Source organism: Pseudomonas extremorientalis, from assembly GCF_001870465.1.
Taxonomy (GTDB): Bacteria; Pseudomonadota; Gammaproteobacteria; order Pseudomonadales; family Pseudomonadaceae; genus Aquipseudomonas; species Aquipseudomonas extremorientalis.
Genome location: NZ_MDGK01000052.1, coordinates 113,296 through 129,260 on the forward strand (window position 1 = coordinate 113,296; position 15,965 = coordinate 129,260).

Annotated in this window: 15 protein-coding genes and 1 pseudogene; 13 read left to right on the plus strand and 3 right to left on the minus strand. The window is 60.9% G+C overall.

Translation table 11 applies throughout. From position 1 onward, the window contains the following. The first annotated feature begins 32 nt into the window (after nt 1-32). The 5 genes from ribF (at nt 33) to ispH (ending at nt 5,851) form a co-directional block, all read left to right on the plus strand. Complete coding sequence (ribF, locus tag BFN10_RS19620) at nt 33-971, plus strand: bifunctional riboflavin kinase/FAD synthetase (RefSeq protein WP_071491067.1); 939 nt, start codon at nt 33-35, stop codon at nt 969-971. A gap of 14 nt (nt 972-985) precedes the next feature. Then, nucleotides 986-3,817: an isoleucine--tRNA ligase gene (ileS, locus tag BFN10_RS19625; RefSeq protein WP_071491068.1), complete on the plus strand. Its 2,832-nt coding sequence runs from the start codon at nt 986-988 to the stop codon at nt 3,815-3,817. After that, nucleotides 3,810-4,319, plus strand: coding sequence for a signal peptidase II (gene lspA / locus BFN10_RS19630; RefSeq protein ID WP_058423077.1), 510 nt, complete (start codon nt 3,810-3,812; stop codon nt 4,317-4,319). The genes ileS and lspA overlap by 8 nt, the downstream gene beginning before the upstream one ends. A 7-nt stretch (nt 4,320-4,326) precedes the next feature. Continuing rightward, nucleotides 4,327-4,764 carry an FKBP-type peptidyl-prolyl cis-trans isomerase gene (gene fkpB / locus BFN10_RS19635; RefSeq protein WP_173668615.1) on the plus strand — a complete coding sequence of 146 codons (438 nt, stop codon included), beginning with the start codon at nt 4,327-4,329 and terminating at the stop codon, nt 4,762-4,764. Between the two features lie 139 nt (nt 4,765-4,903). After that, nucleotides 4,904-5,851 (plus strand): 4-hydroxy-3-methylbut-2-enyl diphosphate reductase, encoded by a 948-nt coding sequence (ispH, locus tag BFN10_RS19640; protein ID WP_071491070.1) that lies wholly within the window; start codon nt 4,904-4,906, stop codon nt 5,849-5,851. Here ispH and BFN10_RS19645 read toward each other — a convergent pair. Beyond that, nucleotides 5,805-6,387: pseudogene (locus BFN10_RS19645) on the minus strand (GspH/FimT family pseudopilin). The gene ispH and the pseudogene BFN10_RS19645 overlap by 47 nt on opposite strands. 193 nt (nt 6,388-6,580) lie before the next feature. Here BFN10_RS19645 and pilV point away from each other — a divergent pair. The 5 genes from pilV to thiO all read left to right on the plus strand — a co-directional run bounded on the left by pilV (nt 6,581) and on the right by thiO (nt 9,893). Beyond that, a complete protein-coding gene (pilV, locus tag BFN10_RS19650; protein WP_071491071.1) occupies nt 6,581-7,066 on the plus strand; it encodes a type IV pilus modification protein PilV in 486 nt (161 codons plus the stop codon). Then, nucleotides 7,063-7,770, plus strand: coding sequence for a PilW family protein (locus BFN10_RS19655; protein WP_071491072.1), 708 nt, complete (start codon nt 7,063-7,065; stop codon nt 7,768-7,770). Before pilV ends, BFN10_RS19655 begins: the two co-directional genes overlap by 4 nt. Before the next feature lie 7 nt (nt 7,771-7,777). Continuing rightward, nucleotides 7,778-8,308 (plus strand): pilus assembly PilX family protein, encoded by a 531-nt coding sequence (locus BFN10_RS19660; protein WP_071491073.1) that lies wholly within the window; start codon nt 7,778-7,780, stop codon nt 8,306-8,308. Nucleotides 8,309-8,319: 11 nt separating this feature from the next. Continuing rightward, a complete protein-coding gene (locus BFN10_RS19665; RefSeq protein WP_071491074.1) occupies nt 8,320-8,721 on the plus strand; it encodes a type IV pilin protein in 402 nt (133 codons plus the stop codon). A 62-nt stretch (nt 8,722-8,783) separates the two neighbouring features. Further along, on the plus strand, nt 8,784-9,893 hold the full coding sequence (gene thiO / locus BFN10_RS19670) for a glycine oxidase ThiO (RefSeq protein ID WP_071491075.1): 1,110 nt from the start codon (nt 8,784-8,786) through the stop codon (nt 9,891-9,893). Here thiO and BFN10_RS19675 read toward each other — a convergent pair. Beyond that, on the minus strand, nt 9,880-10,113 hold the full coding sequence (locus tag BFN10_RS19675; protein WP_058423070.1) for a PP0621 family protein: 234 nt from the start codon (nt 10,111-10,113) through the stop codon (nt 9,880-9,882). The genes thiO and BFN10_RS19675 overlap by 14 nt on opposite strands. Before the next feature lie 124 nt (nt 10,114-10,237). Beyond that, the gene (locus BFN10_RS19680) at nt 10,238-11,263 is read right to left on the minus strand and encodes an outer membrane protein assembly factor BamD (RefSeq protein ID WP_058423069.1); all 1,026 of its coding nucleotides are present in this window, start codon (nt 11,261-11,263) and stop codon (nt 10,238-10,240) included. A 149-nt stretch (nt 11,264-11,412) separates the two neighbouring features. On the opposite strand from BFN10_RS19680, the gene rluD reads away from it, so the two are divergent. From rluD to clpB, 3 genes are all read left to right on the plus strand, one after another. Beyond that, on the plus strand, nt 11,413-12,375 hold the full coding sequence (gene rluD / locus BFN10_RS19685) for a 23S rRNA pseudouridine(1911/1915/1917) synthase RluD (protein WP_058423068.1): 963 nt from the start codon (nt 11,413-11,415) through the stop codon (nt 12,373-12,375). Next, entirely contained in the window at nt 12,372-13,097 is a 726-nt protein-coding gene (gene pgeF / locus BFN10_RS19690) for a peptidoglycan editing factor PgeF (protein WP_071491076.1), read from the plus strand. Before rluD ends, pgeF begins: the two co-directional genes overlap by 4 nt. Before the next feature lie 146 nt (nt 13,098-13,243). Beyond that, nucleotides 13,244-15,808, plus strand: coding sequence for an ATP-dependent chaperone ClpB (clpB, locus tag BFN10_RS19695; RefSeq protein WP_058423066.1), 2,565 nt, complete (start codon nt 13,244-13,246; stop codon nt 15,806-15,808). Nucleotides 15,809-15,965 lie beyond the last annotated feature (157 nt).

Consider the following 15,965-nt stretch of genomic DNA (forward strand, 5'->3'; position numbering starts at 1 on the left):
TAATCGACCACTTTATGAGCAAGAAGCGCGTTATGCAGCTGGTTCGAGGTCTCCACAACCTGCGCCCCGAGCATCGGGGCTGCGTCGCCACTATTGGCAACTTTGACGGTGTTCACCGTGGCCACCAGGCTATCCTGGCCCGGCTGCGCGAACGTGCGGTCGAGTTGGGCGTGCCCAGCTGCGTGGTGATTTTCGAGCCGCAGCCGCGCGAATACTTTACGCCCGAGACTGCGCCGGCACGCCTGGCCCGTCTGCGCGACAAGCTGCAGTTGCTGGCTGAAGAGGGCGTGGACCGCGTCCTCTGCCTGGCTTTCAACCAGCGTTTGCAAAGCCTCAGTGCGGCCGAGTTCGTCGACCGCATCCTGGTCGATGGCCTGGGCGTACAGCATTTGGAGGTCGGCGACGACTTCCGTTTCGGTTGCGACCGCGTCGGGGATTTCGATTTCCTGCAACAAGCCGGCGTCAACCAGGGTTTTACCGTCGAAGCCGCGCAAACCGTCGAATTGGACGGCCTGCGCGTGAGCAGTACCCAGGTGCGTAACGCACTGGCCGCTGCCGACTTCGCCTTGGCCGAGCGTTTGCTCGGTCGTCCGTTCCGCATTGCCGGACGGGTCCTGCACGGCCAGAAGCTGGCACGCCAACTGGGCACGCCAACCGCCAACGTGCAACTCAAGCGCCGTCGTGTGCCGCTGACCGGGGTTTACCTGGTGAGCGTCGACATCGAAGGCCAATCGTGGCCGGGAGTCGCCAACATAGGCGTCAGGCCCACGGTTGCAGGTGATGGCAAGGCCCACCTGGAAGTACACCTGCTGGATTTTGCCGGTGATCTGTATGACCGGCGTTTGACGGTGGTTTTCCACCAAAAGCTGCGTGAAGAGCAGCGTTTCGCCTCCCTTGAGGCGTTGAAAACGGCGATCAATGCGGATGTCGCCGCCGCCCGTGCACTAGCCGCACCTAGCGCCCATCGCTAACCGAAGAGCCTTAAATGACCGACTATAAAGCCACGCTAAACCTTCCGGACACCGCCTTCCCAATGAAGGCCGGCCTGCCACAGCGCGAACCGCAGATCCTGCAGCGCTGGGACAGTATTGGCCTGTACGGAAAGTTGCGCGAGATTGGCAAGGATCGTCCGAAATTCGTCCTGCACGACGGCCCTCCTTATGCCAACGGCACGATTCACATCGGTCATGCGCTGAACAAGATTCTCAAGGACATGATCCTGCGTTCGAAAACCCTGTCGGGCTTCGACGCGCCTTATGTCCCGGGTTGGGACTGCCACGGCCTGCCGATCGAACACAAAGTCGAAGTGACCTACGGCAAGAACCTGGGCGCGGATAAAACCCGCGAACTGTGCCGTGCCTACGCCACCGAGCAGATCGAAGGACAGAAGTCCGAGTTCATCCGCCTGGGCGTGCTCGGCGAGTGGGATAACCCCTACAAGACCATGAACTTCAAGAACGAGGCCGGTGAAATCCGCGCCTTGGCCGAAATCGTCAAGGGCGGTTTCGTGTTCAAGGGCCTCAAGCCCGTGAACTGGTGCTTCGACTGTGGTTCGGCCCTGGCTGAAGCGGAAGTCGAGTACGAAGACAAGAAGTCCTCGACCATCGACGTGGCCTTCCCGATCGCCGACGACGCCAAGCTGGCCGAGGCCTTTGGTCTGTCTTCGCTGGCCAAGCCAGCCGCCATCGTGATCTGGACCACCACCCCGTGGACCATCCCGGCCAACCAGGCGCTGAACGTGCACCCGGAATTCACCTACGCCCTGGTGGACGTCGGTGACCGCCTGCTGGTGCTGGCCGAAGAAATGGTCGAAGCCTGCCTGGCCCGCTACGAGCTGCAAGGGTCGGTCATCGCCACCACCACCGGCTCCGCTTTGGAACTGATCAATTTCCGTCACCCGTTCTATGACCGTCTGTCTCCAGTTTACCTGGCGGACTACGTTGAACTGGGCGCCGGCACCGGCATCGTTCACTCCGCGCCCGCTTATGGCGTGGACGACTTCGTGACCTGCAAAGCCTACGGCATGGTCAACGATGACATCCTGAACCCGGTGCAGAGCAACGGCGTGTACGCACCGTCGCTGGAGTTCTTCGGCGGCCAGTTCATTTTCAAGGCAAACGATTCGATCATCGAAAAACTGTCGGAAGTCGGCTCGCTGCTGCACACCGAAACCATCAAGCACAGCTATATGCACTGCTGGCGGCACAAGACCCCGCTGATCTACCGCGCCACCGCGCAGTGGTTCATCGGCATGGACAAAGAGCCGGTCAGTGGCGACACCCTGCGTGTCCGCTCGCTCAAGGCCATCGAAGACACCAAGTTCGTCCCGGCCTGGGGCCAGGCGCGCCTGCACTCGATGATCGCCAACCGCCCTGACTGGTGTATCTCGCGCCAGCGTAACTGGGGCGTGCCGATCCCGTTCTTCCTGAACAAGGAAAGCGGCGAGCTGCACCCACGCACCGTCGAGTTGATGGAACAAGTGGCCCAGCGCGTCGAACAGGAAGGTATCGAAGCCTGGTTCAAGCTGGACGCCGCCGAACTGCTGGGCGATGAAGCGCCGCAGTACGACAAGATCAGCGACACCCTCGACGTGTGGTTCGACTCGGGCACCACTCACTGGCATGTGCTGCGCGGCTCGCACCCGATGGGGCACGAAACCGGCCCGCGTGCCGACCTGTACCTGGAAGGTTCGGACCAACACCGCGGGTGGTTCCACTCGTCGCTGCTGACCGGTTGCGCCATCGACAACCATGCGCCGTACCGCGAACTGCTGACCCACGGCTTCACCGTCGACGAGACGGGCCGCAAGATGTCCAAGTCGCTGAAGAACGTGATCGAGCCGAAAAAGATCAACGACACCCTGGGCGCCGACATCATGCGTCTGTGGGTCGCGTCGACCGACTATTCGGGCGAGATCGCCGTGTCGGACCAGATCCTGGCTCGCAGCGCCGATGCCTACCGTCGTATCCGTAATACCGCGCGCTTCCTGTTGTCGAACCTGACCGGTTTCAACCCGGCCACCGACCGCCTGGCGGCCGAGGATATGCTTGCTCTGGACCGTTGGGCGGTGGACCGTACCCTGTTGCTGCAACGCGAGTTGCAGGAAAACTACGGCGAATACCGTTTCTGGAACGTCTACTCGAAGATCCACAACTTCTGCGTGCAGGAGTTGGGTGGTTTCTACCTCGACATCATCAAGGACCGCCAGTACACCACCGGCGCCAACAGCAAGGCGCGCCGGTCGGCGCAAACCGCGCTGTATCACATCAGCGAAGCGCTGGTGCGCTGGATCGCGCCGATCCTGGCATTCACCGCCGACGAACTGTGGGAATACCTGCCGGGCGAGCGCAATGAGTCGGTGATGCTCAATACCTGGTACGAAGGCCTGACCGAACTGCCAGCCGACTTCGAACTGGGCCGCGAGTACTGGGAAGGCGTGATGGCCGTGAAGGTTGCGGTGAACAAGGAGCTGGAAGTACAGCGTGCGGCCAAGGCCGTCGGTGGCAACCTGCAAGCCGAAGTCACCCTGTTTGCCGAAGACGGTCTCACCGCCGACCTGGCCAAGCTGAGCAACGAACTGCGTTTCGTGCTGATCACTTCAACCGCGAGCCTGGCGCCATTCGCCCAGGCCCCGGCGGACGCGGTTGCCACCGAAGTGCCGGGCCTCAAGCTCAAAGTCGTCAAGTCGTCCTTCCCTAAATGCGCCCGTTGCTGGCACTGCCGTGAGGACGTTGGCGTGAACCCTGAGCATCCGGAAATCTGCGGTCGTTGCGTCGACAATATCTCGGGCGCTGGCGAGGTTCGCCACTATGCCTAACGCCAGTCGTTTCGGACGTCTGGGCTGGCTCGTACTGAGTGTGCTGGTCCTGGTCATCGACCAGGTCAGCAAGGCTCATTTCGAAGGCTCCCTGCAGATGTTCCAGCAAATCGTGGTGATCCCGGATTACTTCAGCTGGACCCTGGCCTACAACACCGGCGCCGCCTTCAGCTTCCTGGCTGACAGCGGTGGCTGGCAGCGCTGGCTGTTTGCCCTGATCGCCGTGGTGGTCAGTGCGGTGCTGGTGGTGTGGCTCAAGCGCCTGGGTCGCGATGACACCTGGCTGGCCATCGCCCTGGCCCTGGTGTTGGGCGGCGCGCTCGGCAACCTGTATGACCGCATTGCCCTGGGCCATGTGATCGACTTCATCTTGGTGCATTGGCAGAACCGCCATTACTTCCCGGCGTTCAACTTCGCCGACAGCGCCATCACCGTCGGTGCAATCATGCTGGCGCTGGATATGTTCAAAAGCAAGAAAACCGGAGAGACCGTCAATGACTGATCAGGTATTGGCTGAGCAACGCATCGGCCAGAACACGGAAGTCACTTTGCATTTCGCACTGCGCCTGGAGAATGGCGACACGGTCGACAGCACGTTCGACAAAGCCCCGGCCACCTTCAAGGTCGGCGACGGCAACCTGCTGCCGGGTTTCGAAGCGGCCCTGTTCGGCTTCAAGGCCGGCGACAAGCGCACCCTGCAGATCCAGCCGGAAAACGCCTTTGGCCAGCCCAATCCGCAAAACGTGCAGATCATCCCGCGTTCGCAGTTCCAGAACATGGACCTGTCGGAAGGCCTGCTGGTGATTTTCAACGATGCGGCCAATACCGAACTGCCGGGTGTGGTGAAAGCTTTTGATGACGCGCAAGTGACCATCGACTTCAACCATCCGTTGGCCGGTAAAACCTTGACCTTTGACGTTGAAATCATCCACGTTAAAGCGCTCTAACTGACGACTCTGGCCTACTGTACGAGCGAGCTTGCTCGCGAAAGACCCGAAGGCGCTGCGTTTATCCAGAATGGACGCGACGCCGTTAACGCTCTTCGCGAGCAAGCTCGCTCCTACAGGGCAAGACACGAGGCACAGCATGCAAATCAAACTCGCCAACCCCCGTGGCTTCTGCGCCGGTGTGGACCGGGCGATCGAAATCGTCAACCGCGCCCTGGAAGTCTTCGGGCCGCCGATTTACGTGCGTCATGAAGTCGTCCACAACAAATTCGTGGTCGAAGACCTGCGTGCACGTGGCGCCATCTTTGTCGAAGAGCTCGACCAGGTGCCAGACGATGTGATCGTCATCTTCAGCGCCCACGGTGTTTCCCAGGCGGTGCGTACCGAAGCGGCAGGCCGCGGCCTGAAAGTCTTCGATGCTACCTGCCCACTGGTCACCAAGGTGCACATCGAAGTCGCGCGCTATAGCCGTGACGGTCGCGAGTGCATCTTGATCGGCCATGCCGGCCACCCGGAAGTCGAAGGCACCATGGGGCAGTACGATGCCAGCAATGGCGGCTCCATTTATCTGGTGGAAGACGAAAAGGATGTCGCCAACCTGCAGGTACAGAACCCCGAGCGCCTGGCATTCGTGACCCAGACCACCCTGTCCATGGACGACACCAGTCGCGTGATCGACGCGCTGCGCAGTCGCTTCCCGGCCATTGGCGGCCCGCGCAAGGACGACATCTGCTACGCCACCCAGAACCGCCAGGACGCGGTCAAGCAACTGGCAGACGAATGTGATGTGGTCCTGGTCGTCGGCAGCCCCAACAGTTCCAACTCCAACCGCCTGCGTGAGTTGGCTGAGCGCATGGCAACACCGGCGTACCTGATCGACGGTGCCGAAGATATGCAGCGCAGTTGGTTCGATGGCGTCGAGCGCATTGGCATCACGGCGGGTGCTTCCGCTCCGGAAGTGCTGGTGCGCGGCGTTATCCAGCAGTTGCACGCCTGGGGCGCCACCGGTGCCGATGAACTGGCTGGCCGCGAAGAAAACATTACGTTCTCCATGCCCAAGGAGCTGCGGGTTCGCTCGCTGCTGTGACGACCCGGTGTGCCGGATCAACTCCGGCACAATGCCTGCTCGGCACGCTCGCTGCGCAGGCTGATACGCCCGCTGGGCGCCAGCACTACCTGGTGCAGGCTCTGCGCCTGGTCCGTGGCACACACATGCACGGTGCCGGCACGGAAGCCTCCTCCTGAAAAGATGGGTTCACCCAGCCCGCTGAAGCGCACCTGGGTCTTGAGCGGCCCATTGCCCACGATCAGCACTTGCCCACTGGCCTGGCGCTCCAGCAGCACCGGGTTGTCATCGTCCTGGGGGCCGCGCCCGCTGATGTCCACGATGACCCGCCACCCCAGGCCCCAATTGTCCTTCAATGCGTAAATAACCACCGCCCGGTTGCGTGCGATGGCTTCGGTGCGTGCATATCGCAGGCCTTGCGCCAAGGCATGTGCCGCGCTCTGCCGCTGCTGTGATTCCAGCAGGCTCTTGAAGCTGGGCAGCGCCATGTTGGCCAGGATGCCGCTCACGATCAGCCCGAGCAGCAGTTCGATCAAGGTGAAACCTCGTTGTTGCATGGGCCATCCCTCCGTGGATTTGGGTGCAGTCCTAGGTATAGCGTCCCGTCTGGGGGGCGGATGATGGCCTTCATGTCCAAAGTATTTCCCTTTGTTCCGGTTGCAGCGCAGGTGAAAAACCGGCGCTAGTCTTGGGCCGCACAGCAGGTTTTAACTGCTCTTTTTTTGGACCTCGACACGGATGACGACGGTAATGCTTGCCTGTACGAACCCCTTTTTGCCCAATGCCTTATCCCGCGACCAAGCCGGTACGACACTGATCGAAGTGCTGGTCGCAGTGTCGATTCTCACCATTGGCCTGCTTGGCGCGGCGGTGATCCAGCTCAATGCGCTCAAGTACACCGACAGTTCCAGGATGATCAGCCAGGCCAGTTTCATTGCCTACGACATGCTCGACCGGATCCGTGCCAATTCCGGTGCCGACTACACGTGGGGGCGCACCGAGCGTGCCTTGGCCAGCAACGTTACCGCCAGTGTGCGCGACCTGGACTTGCATGATTTCGAGGCCAACATTCGCGGTTTTGCCGGGGAGAGCGCCAAAGGATCGGTGTCGATCGGTAGCGACGAGGTGACGGTCAGCATCAGTTGGGATGACAGTCGAGGTACTGGCAGGCCGGGCGCCCGGGAAACCTTCACCCTGACCAGTCGCATCCGCGATGAACCGGGAGTGACGCAATGAGGTGTCTTGTTCGAGGTTTCAGCCTGATGGAGTTGCTGCTGGCCTTGGCGATGGGGTTGGTACTGGTGCTCTGGGCCAGCCAGGTGGCAATCAACACCAGGGCCTCCAACGCCAGCCAGCAGGCCGCTTTGTTGATGCAGGATGATGCGCGGTTTGTGCTGGGCAAGCTGCTCCAGGATATCCGTCAGGCGGGCATGTTCGGCTGTCTGGCGACAGCGTTTATCGACAACGCCCCGCCCGCTTTTGACCGGCCTGTCGCTTGGCGTGTCGGAGGTGGATCAACCTCGCTGACGCTGGTGACCGCGGATGTCGCCGTTGGGGGCGGCACGCCTGACTGGACTGTGTTGTCCGATTGCACTGGCAGCGCCCAGGCCTACGCTGGAAGCGCCCCGGCATCGGCACCCGGGCAAATCCGTTTTGCGTTACGCCAAGTTACCTACACCTTCGAAGCAGGGCAGTTGAAATTCAGTACGCCTGCATCACCCGCCAAGGCGGTATTGGTGGATAACGTGAAGGCGTTCGATATCAGTTTTGGTGTGTCGGCCAAGCCTGCGTCAACGGAGGTGGTGCGCTACGACGCCGGCCCCGCCGACGAATCCTTGATACGCAGCGTGCGCATTGTGATGACGCTGCAAGACCCGACTGCCCGGGTGAAAGACCAGACCTACGCCGTCGTGGCGGCGCTGCGGAACCGGCTGGGGTAGGGCTGCCATGACACTTGCAGAAGGTTTTCGTCTACGACAGGCAGGCATGGTGCTGCTGGTCAGCCTGGTGTTGCTGCTGCTGTTATCGCTGATCGGCTTGTCCTCGATGCAGGCTGCGCTCACTCAGCAAAAGATTGCCGGTAGTTTCTGGCACCGTAATCAGTCGCTGCAAAGTGCCGAGAGTGGCCTGAGACGCGGGGAATCTGCCATACAGCGTTCATTTGCAGCGTTGCCGTTATGTCAATCGATCGTCGACTGTGCACCGCCGGAGGCGGCATTTTCGGTGGTCGGGCCTGGAGTGGACCCTGTTTCAGGCATCAGTTGGGTGGCACTGAAAGGCGGCTTATACGGGGTTCAATCCCTCGGGCCTGCGGTAGGGCTCGCGCATTTGCCAGCGCAAATCCCAGCAGCGGTGTATCGAGTGACGGCAGTCGGGCTGCACGGGCAATTGCGCACCGTGCTGGAGAGTACCTATGCGCGGGTAGAAGAGGAGGGTGGCTCGCGGTTTCGGCGAGTGGCATGGCGACAACTTCAATAAGGAGTAGTGGAATGGGCATGGACAGCCAGGGTTTTACCCTGATCGAGTTACTGATTGCCGTGATGATCATTGCGGTTCTGGCCGGGATTGCTTACCCCGGATACACCGGCTATCTGAAAAAAGTCTATCGCGCTGAAATCGTCGCGCTGTTGACCGAGCAAGCCCAGCACCTGGAGCGTTTTTATGCGAGGAACGGCAGTTTTATTGATGCAGGCGGCGTCAGTGCAGGCAATGATCACTATAGAATCACCGCTGCATTGAACCCTCAGGACTTCCAACTGGTGGCCACACCGGTCACCGACTCGGTGATGGCTGGCGATCCTTGCGGTGACTTCGGCCTGACCGGCACGGGCACGCGAACCAACCCGGGCGCTGCACCGGAGATGTCGCGCAAGCTGTGCTGGGGGCAATGATGAGGGTGCTCGACGATTGGGCGCCGGGTGCGCTTGTTCCTATTTATCGGCTGGATCAAATGATGGCAAAGCAACAGCAGGTAGTGATTGTCGGTGGCGGAGTCATCGGCTTGTTGACGGCGTTCAACCTCGCCACGCAGGGGCAGTCGGTGGTGCTGCTGGAGCGCGCAGGGTTGGGCCAGGAGTCTTCCTGGGCGGGCGGCGGCATCGTCTCGCCCCTGTATCCGTGGCGCTACAGCCCGGCGGTCACGGCCCTGGCCCATTGGTCCCAGGATTTTTATCCACAGCTGGCGCAGCGTCTGTTTGCTGCGACGGGCGTTGACCCGGAGGTTCACACCACTGGGCTGTACTGGCTGGACCTGGACGACGAAGCCGAAGCGCTGGCTTGGGCCGCGCGTGAAGGCCGACCCTTGAGCAAAGTGGACGTGTCGGCCGCTCATGACGCCGTTCCGGTCTTGGGTGGCGGCTACTCCCAGGCGATCTACATGGCCGATGTCGCCAATGTACGCAACCCGCGCCTGGTCAAATCCCTCAAGGCTGCGCTGCTGGCGCTGCCTGGCGTGACCATTCATGAACAGTGCGAAGTGACTGGTTTTGTCCTGGATGCGTGTAATGTCGTGGGCGTGAACACAGCTGATGGGTCGATCTTCGGCGATCAGGTCGTATTGGCCGCTGGCGCCTGGAGCGGTGAGTTGCTCGGCACGTTGGGCCTGTCGCTGCCGGTCGAACCGGTCAAAGGCCAGATGATTCTGTACAAATGCGCCTCGGACTTCCTGTCGTGCATGGTCTTGGCCAAGGGCCGCTATGCGATTCCTCGGCGGGACGGGCACATTCTGATCGGCAGTACCCTGGAACATGAAGGCTTCGACAAGACCCTCACCCTGACCGCGCTGGAAAGCCTCAAAGCGTCAGCGGTGGAGTTGATCCCCGCCCTGGCGGACGCCGAGGTGGCCGGACATTGGGCCGGGCTGCGCCCCGGTTCGCCGGAAGGCATTCCCTATATAGGCCGGGTGCCGGGCTTCAATGGCCTCTGGCTCAACTGCGGGCATTACCGCAACGGCCTGGTGCTTGCGCCGGCGTCCTGCCAATTGTTTGCTGACCTGCTACTGGCACGTGCGCCGATCATCGACCCTGCGCCTTATGCGCCGGAAGGTCGGATCAACGCTGGATAGATTTCGGCCCTTGCTCCAGGTGCGCCTGGGTGCAATACCACTCCTGGCGTGAGCTCAAGGCGCGATCCTGCGGCAAATGCACGCCGCAGTGAGCGCAGCGCACCATCAGGGCCGCGTCGGGCTCGCTGGCCCGCTGCGGCCTGGCGGCCGGGCTTTTGAACTTGCGCCAGAACCATACTGCGGCGGCAATGACGGCAATCCAGAACAGTAGACGAAGCATGATGGGCAGTTTCTCGACAAGGAATGCGCCAGTTTAGCCAAGGACGTGCCAGGCGCACAGCGCAATAATACCACCCACAAAAAAGGAGCCTCGCAAGGCTCCTTCTTGATGACGCCGGGTGCAGTCAGTCGAACACACCAAAGGTCATGTAGCTGAACCACGAGCGGTCCTGGTTATTGCCCAGGGCCTGCGGTTCTTCCTCTTCGATCACGTCGCCGTTCTCGTCGTGGGGCTTGAGCTCCGAAGGAATTGCGTCCTTGGCGTCCTGGTACTGCTTGATCACGTCCTGGTTGGCACGGGTTTCGCCCGGCGGCAGCGGTGGACGGGATTCGATCAGGCCCAGGGTGTACTTGCTCAGCCACGAGCGGTTGTCGGCTTCGGCCACCTGAGGCACGAACTGGCCGTCTTTCAGGCTTGGGTGGTCCGGGTAGTTGAGCTTCAGGGTTTCCAGGCTGGTGCTGGCCAGTTCGTCCAGGTGCAGGCGCTGGTAAGCCTCGGTCATCACGGCAAGGCCGTCACCTACGGAAGGGGTTTCCTGGAAGTTTTCCACAACGTAGCGGCCACGGTTAGCGGCGGCCACGTATGCCTGGCGGGTCAGGTAGTAGTGGGCCACATGGATCTCGTAGGAAGCCAGCAGGTTGCGCAGGTAGATCATGCGTTGCTTGGCGTCCGGCGCGTAGCGGCTGTTGGGGTAGCGGCTGGTCAGCTGGGCGAACTCGTTGTAGGAATCGCGGGCCGCGCCTGGGTCACGCTTGGTCATGTCCAGCGGCAGAAAGCGCGCCAGCAGGCCAACGTCCTGGTCGAACGAGGTCAGGCCCTTCATGTAGTAGGCGTAGTCGACGTTCGGGTGCTGCGGGTGCAGGCGGATAAAACGCTCGGCGGCGGACTTGGCGGCTTCCGGCTCGGCGTTCTTGTAGTTGGCGTAGATCAGCTCGAGCTGGGCCTGGTCGGCATAGCGCCCGAACGGATAGCGCGACTCCAAGGCCTTCAGCTTCGCTGTGGCGCTGGTGTAGCTATTATTGTCCAAGTCTTTCTGAGCCAGTTGGTACAACTCGACTTCGCTCAGGTTTTCGTCGACGACTTCCTTTGTTGACGAGCAAGCAGCAGTCATGGCGAGGATGGCGATCAGCAGCAGGTGTTTCACTTGCATGGCGGCTTGCGTCCCTATGACGGCCGCTGTCTTGGGCGGGGCCGTCCTGTTATGATGAGCGCCCCGTTGAAAGCCTCGGGGCAAAAGACGCCGTATTTAACCACAAGCGCGCAGCCGAAACCAAAGGCTGTGCCACGCCTAGTCTGAGCATGTCCGATAAAATTGAACTTCGCGCAGAGGTGCCGTCCGAATTGGGCGGCCAACGCCTCGATCAAGTCGCCGCACAATTATTCGCTGAGCACTCGCGCTCGCGCCTTTCCGCCTGGATCAAAGACGGCCGCCTGACTGTGGATGGAGCGGTTATCCGCCCGCGAGACATAGTCCATGGCGGTGCGATTCTTGAGCTGACTGCCGAGCAGGAAGCCCAGGGAGAATGGGTCGCCCAGGACATCGAGCTGGATATCGTCTACGAAGACGACGACATTCTGGTCATCAACAAACCCGCAGGCCTGGTGGTTCACCCGGCAGCCGGGCACGCTGATGGCACCCTGCTCAATGCCTTGTTGCACCATGTGCCGGACATCATCAATGTGCCACGCTGCGGCATCGTGCACCGCCTGGACAAGGACACCACCGGTCTGATGGTGGTGGCCAAGACCATTCAGGCGCAGACGCAACTGGTTACACAGTTGCAGAGTCGCAGCGTCAGCCGGATCTACGAATGCATCGTGATTGGTGTGGTGGTAGCCGGCGGCAAGATCAACGCCCCGATCGGTCGTCACGGCCAGCAACGCCAGCGTATGGCGGTGATGGAAGGTGGCAAGCAGGCCGTCAGCCATTACCGAGTACTCGAACGTTTCCGCTCCCACACCCACGTGCGGGTCAAGCTGGAAACCGGCCGTACCCACCAGATTCGCGTGCACATGGCACACATCAACTTCCCGTTGGTCGGTGATCCGGCCTACGGGGGGCGCTTCCGCATTCCACCGGCGGCGAGCCAGACCATGGTTGAATCGCTGAAAAACTTCCCGCGCCAGGCGTTGCATGCACGCTTCCTGGAATTGGATCATCCGACGAGCGGTAAGCGGATGAGCTGGGAATCGCCTCTGCCGGACGATTTGGTCTGGTTGTTGACGCTGCTCAAGCAGGATCGCGAGGCGTTTGTCGGATGAGTGACTGGCTGATACCTGACTGGCCCGCGCCGGCTCAGGTGAAAGCCTGCGTCACCACTCGAGCGGGCGGCGTCAGTCTGGCGCCGTTCGACAGTCTCAACTTGGGCGATCATGTTGAGGATAACCTCGAAGCGGTCCTCGAAAACCGCCGCCGTCTTACCGACGCATTTAATATTCAGCCTGCCTGGTTGCGCCAAGTCCACGGGATAAGCGTGGTCGAGGCTGACCCGTCACGCATTGCCGAAGCCGATGGCAGTTGGACCAGCACCCCTGGCATCGCCTGCACCTCAATGACCGCTGACTGTCTGCCCGCATTGTTCTGCAACCGCGCCGGCACCCGCGTGGCTGCGGCCCATGCTGGCTGGCGTGGCCTGGCGGCAGGGGTATTGGAAGCGGCTTTCGAAAGCCTCGGCGCCGAACCTGAAGACGTACTAGTGTGGCTTGGCCCGGCGATTGGCCCACAAGCCTTCGAAGTCGGCCCGGAAGTCCGCGAAGCCTTCATGGAGCCGTTGCCGATCACTGCCGAAGCGTTCGTGCCCAGCCATAACACAGGCAAGTTCATGGCCGACATCTATAAGCTCGCGCGCCTGCGCCTCGCTGCGCGCGGCGTTACTGCTGTTTATGGTGGCGGGTACTGCACCGTGACCGACCCGCGCTTCTTTTCCTACCGGCGTAGCCCCCGCACCGGACGTTTTGCCTCCCTTGTCTGGCTTGAACGCTAGACTCCTTTGATCTGGGTCAAACCCGGTCCATATCCGCCGTCGCGCGCTTGAATCTTCCAGAATCCACCCCATCTATAAGGGTATCTGGCAGGTTTCTTCATTCAGGATGTTTTATAGCTCCGGCCTGCTCAAAAGGAAGGTGACTAATGCGTATTGATCGTTTAACCAGCAAATTGCAGTTGGCACTGTCTGACTCTCAATCCTTGGCGGTGGGCCTCGACCACCCGGCCATCGAGCCTGCGCACTTGATGCAGGCGCTCCTGGAACAGCAAGGTGGTTCTATCAAGCCCTTGCTGATGCAGGTGGGCTTTGACGTCAACAGCCTGCGCAAGGAGTTGAGCAAAGAGCTCGACCAACTGCCGAAAATCCAAAACCCGACTGGCGACGTGAACATGTCCCAGGACCTGGCGCGCCTGCTCAACCAGGCGGACCGTCTGGCCCAGCAGAAGGGTGACCAGTTCATCTCCAGCGAACTGGTGCTGCTCGCCGCCATGGACGAGAACAGCAAGCTCGGCAAGTTGTTGCTGGGCCAGGGTGTGAGCAAGAAAGCCTTGGAAAACGCTATCAACAACCTGCGTGGCGGTGATGCGGTCAACGATCCCAACCATGAGGAGTCGCGCCAGGCCCTGGATAAATACACCGTCGACCTGACCAAGCGCGCCGAAGAGGGCAAGCTTGATCCGGTGATCGGCCGTGACGATGAAATCCGTCGCACCATCCAGGTCCTGCAGCGTCGCACCAAGAACAACCCGGTGCTCATTGGTGAGCCCGGCGTGGGTAAAACCGCGATTGCCGAAGGTTTGGCCCAGCGTATCATCAATGGTGAAGTGCCGGATGGCCTTAAAGGCAAGCGCCTGCTGTCCCTGGACATGGGGTCTTTGATCGCCGGTGCCAAGTTCCGTGGCGAGTTCGAGGAGCGCCTGAAATCCCTGCTTAATGAGTTGTCGAAGCAGGAAGGGCAGATCATTCTGTTTATCGACGAACTGCACACCATGGTGGGCGCCGGTAAAGGCGAGGGCTCCATGGATGCCGGCAACATGCTCAAGCCGGCCCTGGCGCGGGGTGAGTTGCATTGCGTCGGTGCTACCACGCTCAACGAATATCGCCAGTACATAGAAAAGGACGCGGCCCTTGAGCGTCGTTTCCAGAAAGTACTGGTGGAAGAGCCGAGCGAAGAAGACACCATCGCAATCCTGCGTGGCCTGAAAGAGCGTTATGAGGTCCACCACAAGGTGGCGATCACCGACGGTGCGATTATTGCGGCGGCCAAGTTGAGCCATCGCTATATCACCGACCGTCAGTTGCCCGACAAGGCCATTGACCTGATCGACGAAGCGGCCAGCCGCATCCGCATGGAGATCGACTCCAAGCCGGAAGTGCTCGATCGCCTGGATCGACGCCTGATTCAACTGAAAGTTGAGTCCCAGGCCCTGAAGAAAGAAGAAGACGACGCGGCGAAGAAACGCCTGGAAAAACTCCAGGAAGAAATCGTCCGCCTGGAACGCGAGTATTCGGACCTGGAAGAAATCTGGACCTCGGAAAAAGCCGAAGTGCAGGGCTCTGCGCAGATCCAGCAAAAGATCGAGCAGTCGCGCCAGGAACTGGAAGCGGCACGCCGTAAAGGTGACCTGAACCGCATGGCCGAGTTGCAGTACGGGGTGATCCCGGACCTGGAGCGCAGCCTGCAGATGGTCGACCAGCACGGCAAGCCTGAGAACCAACTGCTGCGCAGCAAGGTGACCGAGGAAGAAATTGCCGAAGTCGTCTCGAAGTGGACCGGGATTCCCGTGTCGAAAATGCTCGAAGGCGAGCGCGACAAGCTGCTGAAGATGGAAAGCCTGTTGCACCAACGCGTGATCGGCCAGGAAGAGGCCGTGGTGGCGGTGTCCAACGCGGTACGGCGTTCGCGGGCCGGGTTGTCCGACCCGAACCGTCCGAGTGGCTCGTTCATGTTCCTCGGCCCGACCGGCGTGGGTAAGACCGAGCTGTGCAAGGCCTTGGCCGAGTTCCTCTTTGATACCGAAGAGGCCATGGTGCGGATCGATATGTCCGAATTCATGGAGAAACACTCGGTGGCTCGCTTGATCGGTGCGCCACCAGGCTACGTGGGCTACGAGGAGGGCGGTTACCTGACCGAAGCCGTGCGGCGTAAGCCTTACTCGGTGATCCTGCTGGATGAGGTCGAGAAGGCGCATCCGGATGTGTTCAACATCCTGCTGCAAGTGCTGGAAGACGGCCGCCTGACCGACAGTCACGGGCGTACCGTGGATTTCCGTAATACGGTGATCGTGATGACCTCCAACCTGGGCTCGGCGCAGATCCAGGAACTGGTGGGTGATCGTGAAGCGCAACGTGCGGCGGTGATGGATGCGCTGACTTCGCACTTCCGCCCGGAATTCATCAACCGGGTCGACGAAGTGGTGATCTTCGAGCCTCTGGCGCGGGATCAGATCGCGGGCATTACCGAGATCCAGCTGGGTCGTCTGCGCGGCCGTCTGGCAGAGCGCGAGCTGTCCCTGGACCTGAGCCAGGAGGCGTTGGACAAGCTGATCGCGGTGGGTTACGACCCGGTGTATGGCGCACGGCCTTTGAAGCGTGCGATCCAGCGCTGGATCGAGAACCCGCTGGCCCAGTTGATCCTATCGGGCAGCTTCATGCCGGGCACCAGCGTCGAGGCGACCGTGGAAAACGACGAGATCGTCTTCCACTAAGCCCAAAGGGCAAAGCAAAAATGGAAGGCCCCGCATTGCGGGGCCTTTTTTTTCGATAGGGCGTTGAACTGTAAGGCAAAGGCTTGTAAAGTGCGCCCCGCAGCAACGTCAGCCCACGGGTTTCTTCTCCCCAAGAAGAAATCAGAAACAAGCGCAA

What these genes read in the sequence shown, in the direction of transcription:
- ribF (WP_071491067.1), top strand. Translation starts at nt 33, where the DNA reads ATGCAGCTGGTTCGAGGTCTCCACAACCTGCGCCCCGAGCATCGGGGC.
- BFN10_RS19655 (WP_071491072.1), top strand. Translation starts at nt 7,063, where the DNA reads ATGAGGTGTCTTGTTCGAGGTTTCAGCCTGATGGAGTTGCTGCTGGCC.
- pilV (WP_071491071.1), top strand. Translation starts at nt 6,581, where the DNA reads ATGCTTGCCTGTACGAACCCCTTTTTGCCCAATGCCTTATCCCGCGAC.
- BFN10_RS19680 (WP_058423069.1), bottom strand. Translation starts at nt 11,263, where the DNA reads ATGCAAGTGAAACACCTGCTGCTGATCGCCATCCTCGCCATGACTGCT.
- BFN10_RS19675 (WP_058423070.1), bottom strand. Translation starts at nt 10,113, where the DNA reads ATGCTTCGTCTACTGTTCTGGATTGCCGTCATTGCCGCCGCAGTATGG.
- BFN10_RS19665 (WP_071491074.1), top strand. Translation starts at nt 8,320, where the DNA reads ATGGGCATGGACAGCCAGGGTTTTACCCTGATCGAGTTACTGATTGCC.
- thiO (WP_071491075.1), top strand. Translation starts at nt 8,784, where the DNA reads ATGGCAAAGCAACAGCAGGTAGTGATTGTCGGTGGCGGAGTCATCGGC.
- ispH (WP_071491070.1), top strand. Translation starts at nt 4,904, where the DNA reads ATGCAAATCAAACTCGCCAACCCCCGTGGCTTCTGCGCCGGTGTGGAC.
- rluD (WP_058423068.1), top strand. Translation starts at nt 11,413, where the DNA reads ATGTCCGATAAAATTGAACTTCGCGCAGAGGTGCCGTCCGAATTGGGC.
- clpB (WP_058423066.1), top strand. Translation starts at nt 13,244, where the DNA reads ATGCGTATTGATCGTTTAACCAGCAAATTGCAGTTGGCACTGTCTGAC.
- BFN10_RS19660 (WP_071491073.1), top strand. Translation starts at nt 7,778, where the DNA reads ATGACACTTGCAGAAGGTTTTCGTCTACGACAGGCAGGCATGGTGCTG.
- ileS (WP_071491068.1), top strand. Translation starts at nt 986, where the DNA reads ATGACCGACTATAAAGCCACGCTAAACCTTCCGGACACCGCCTTCCCA.
- pgeF (WP_071491076.1), top strand. Translation starts at nt 12,372, where the DNA reads ATGAGTGACTGGCTGATACCTGACTGGCCCGCGCCGGCTCAGGTGAAA.
- lspA (WP_058423077.1), top strand. Translation starts at nt 3,810, where the DNA reads ATGCCTAACGCCAGTCGTTTCGGACGTCTGGGCTGGCTCGTACTGAGT.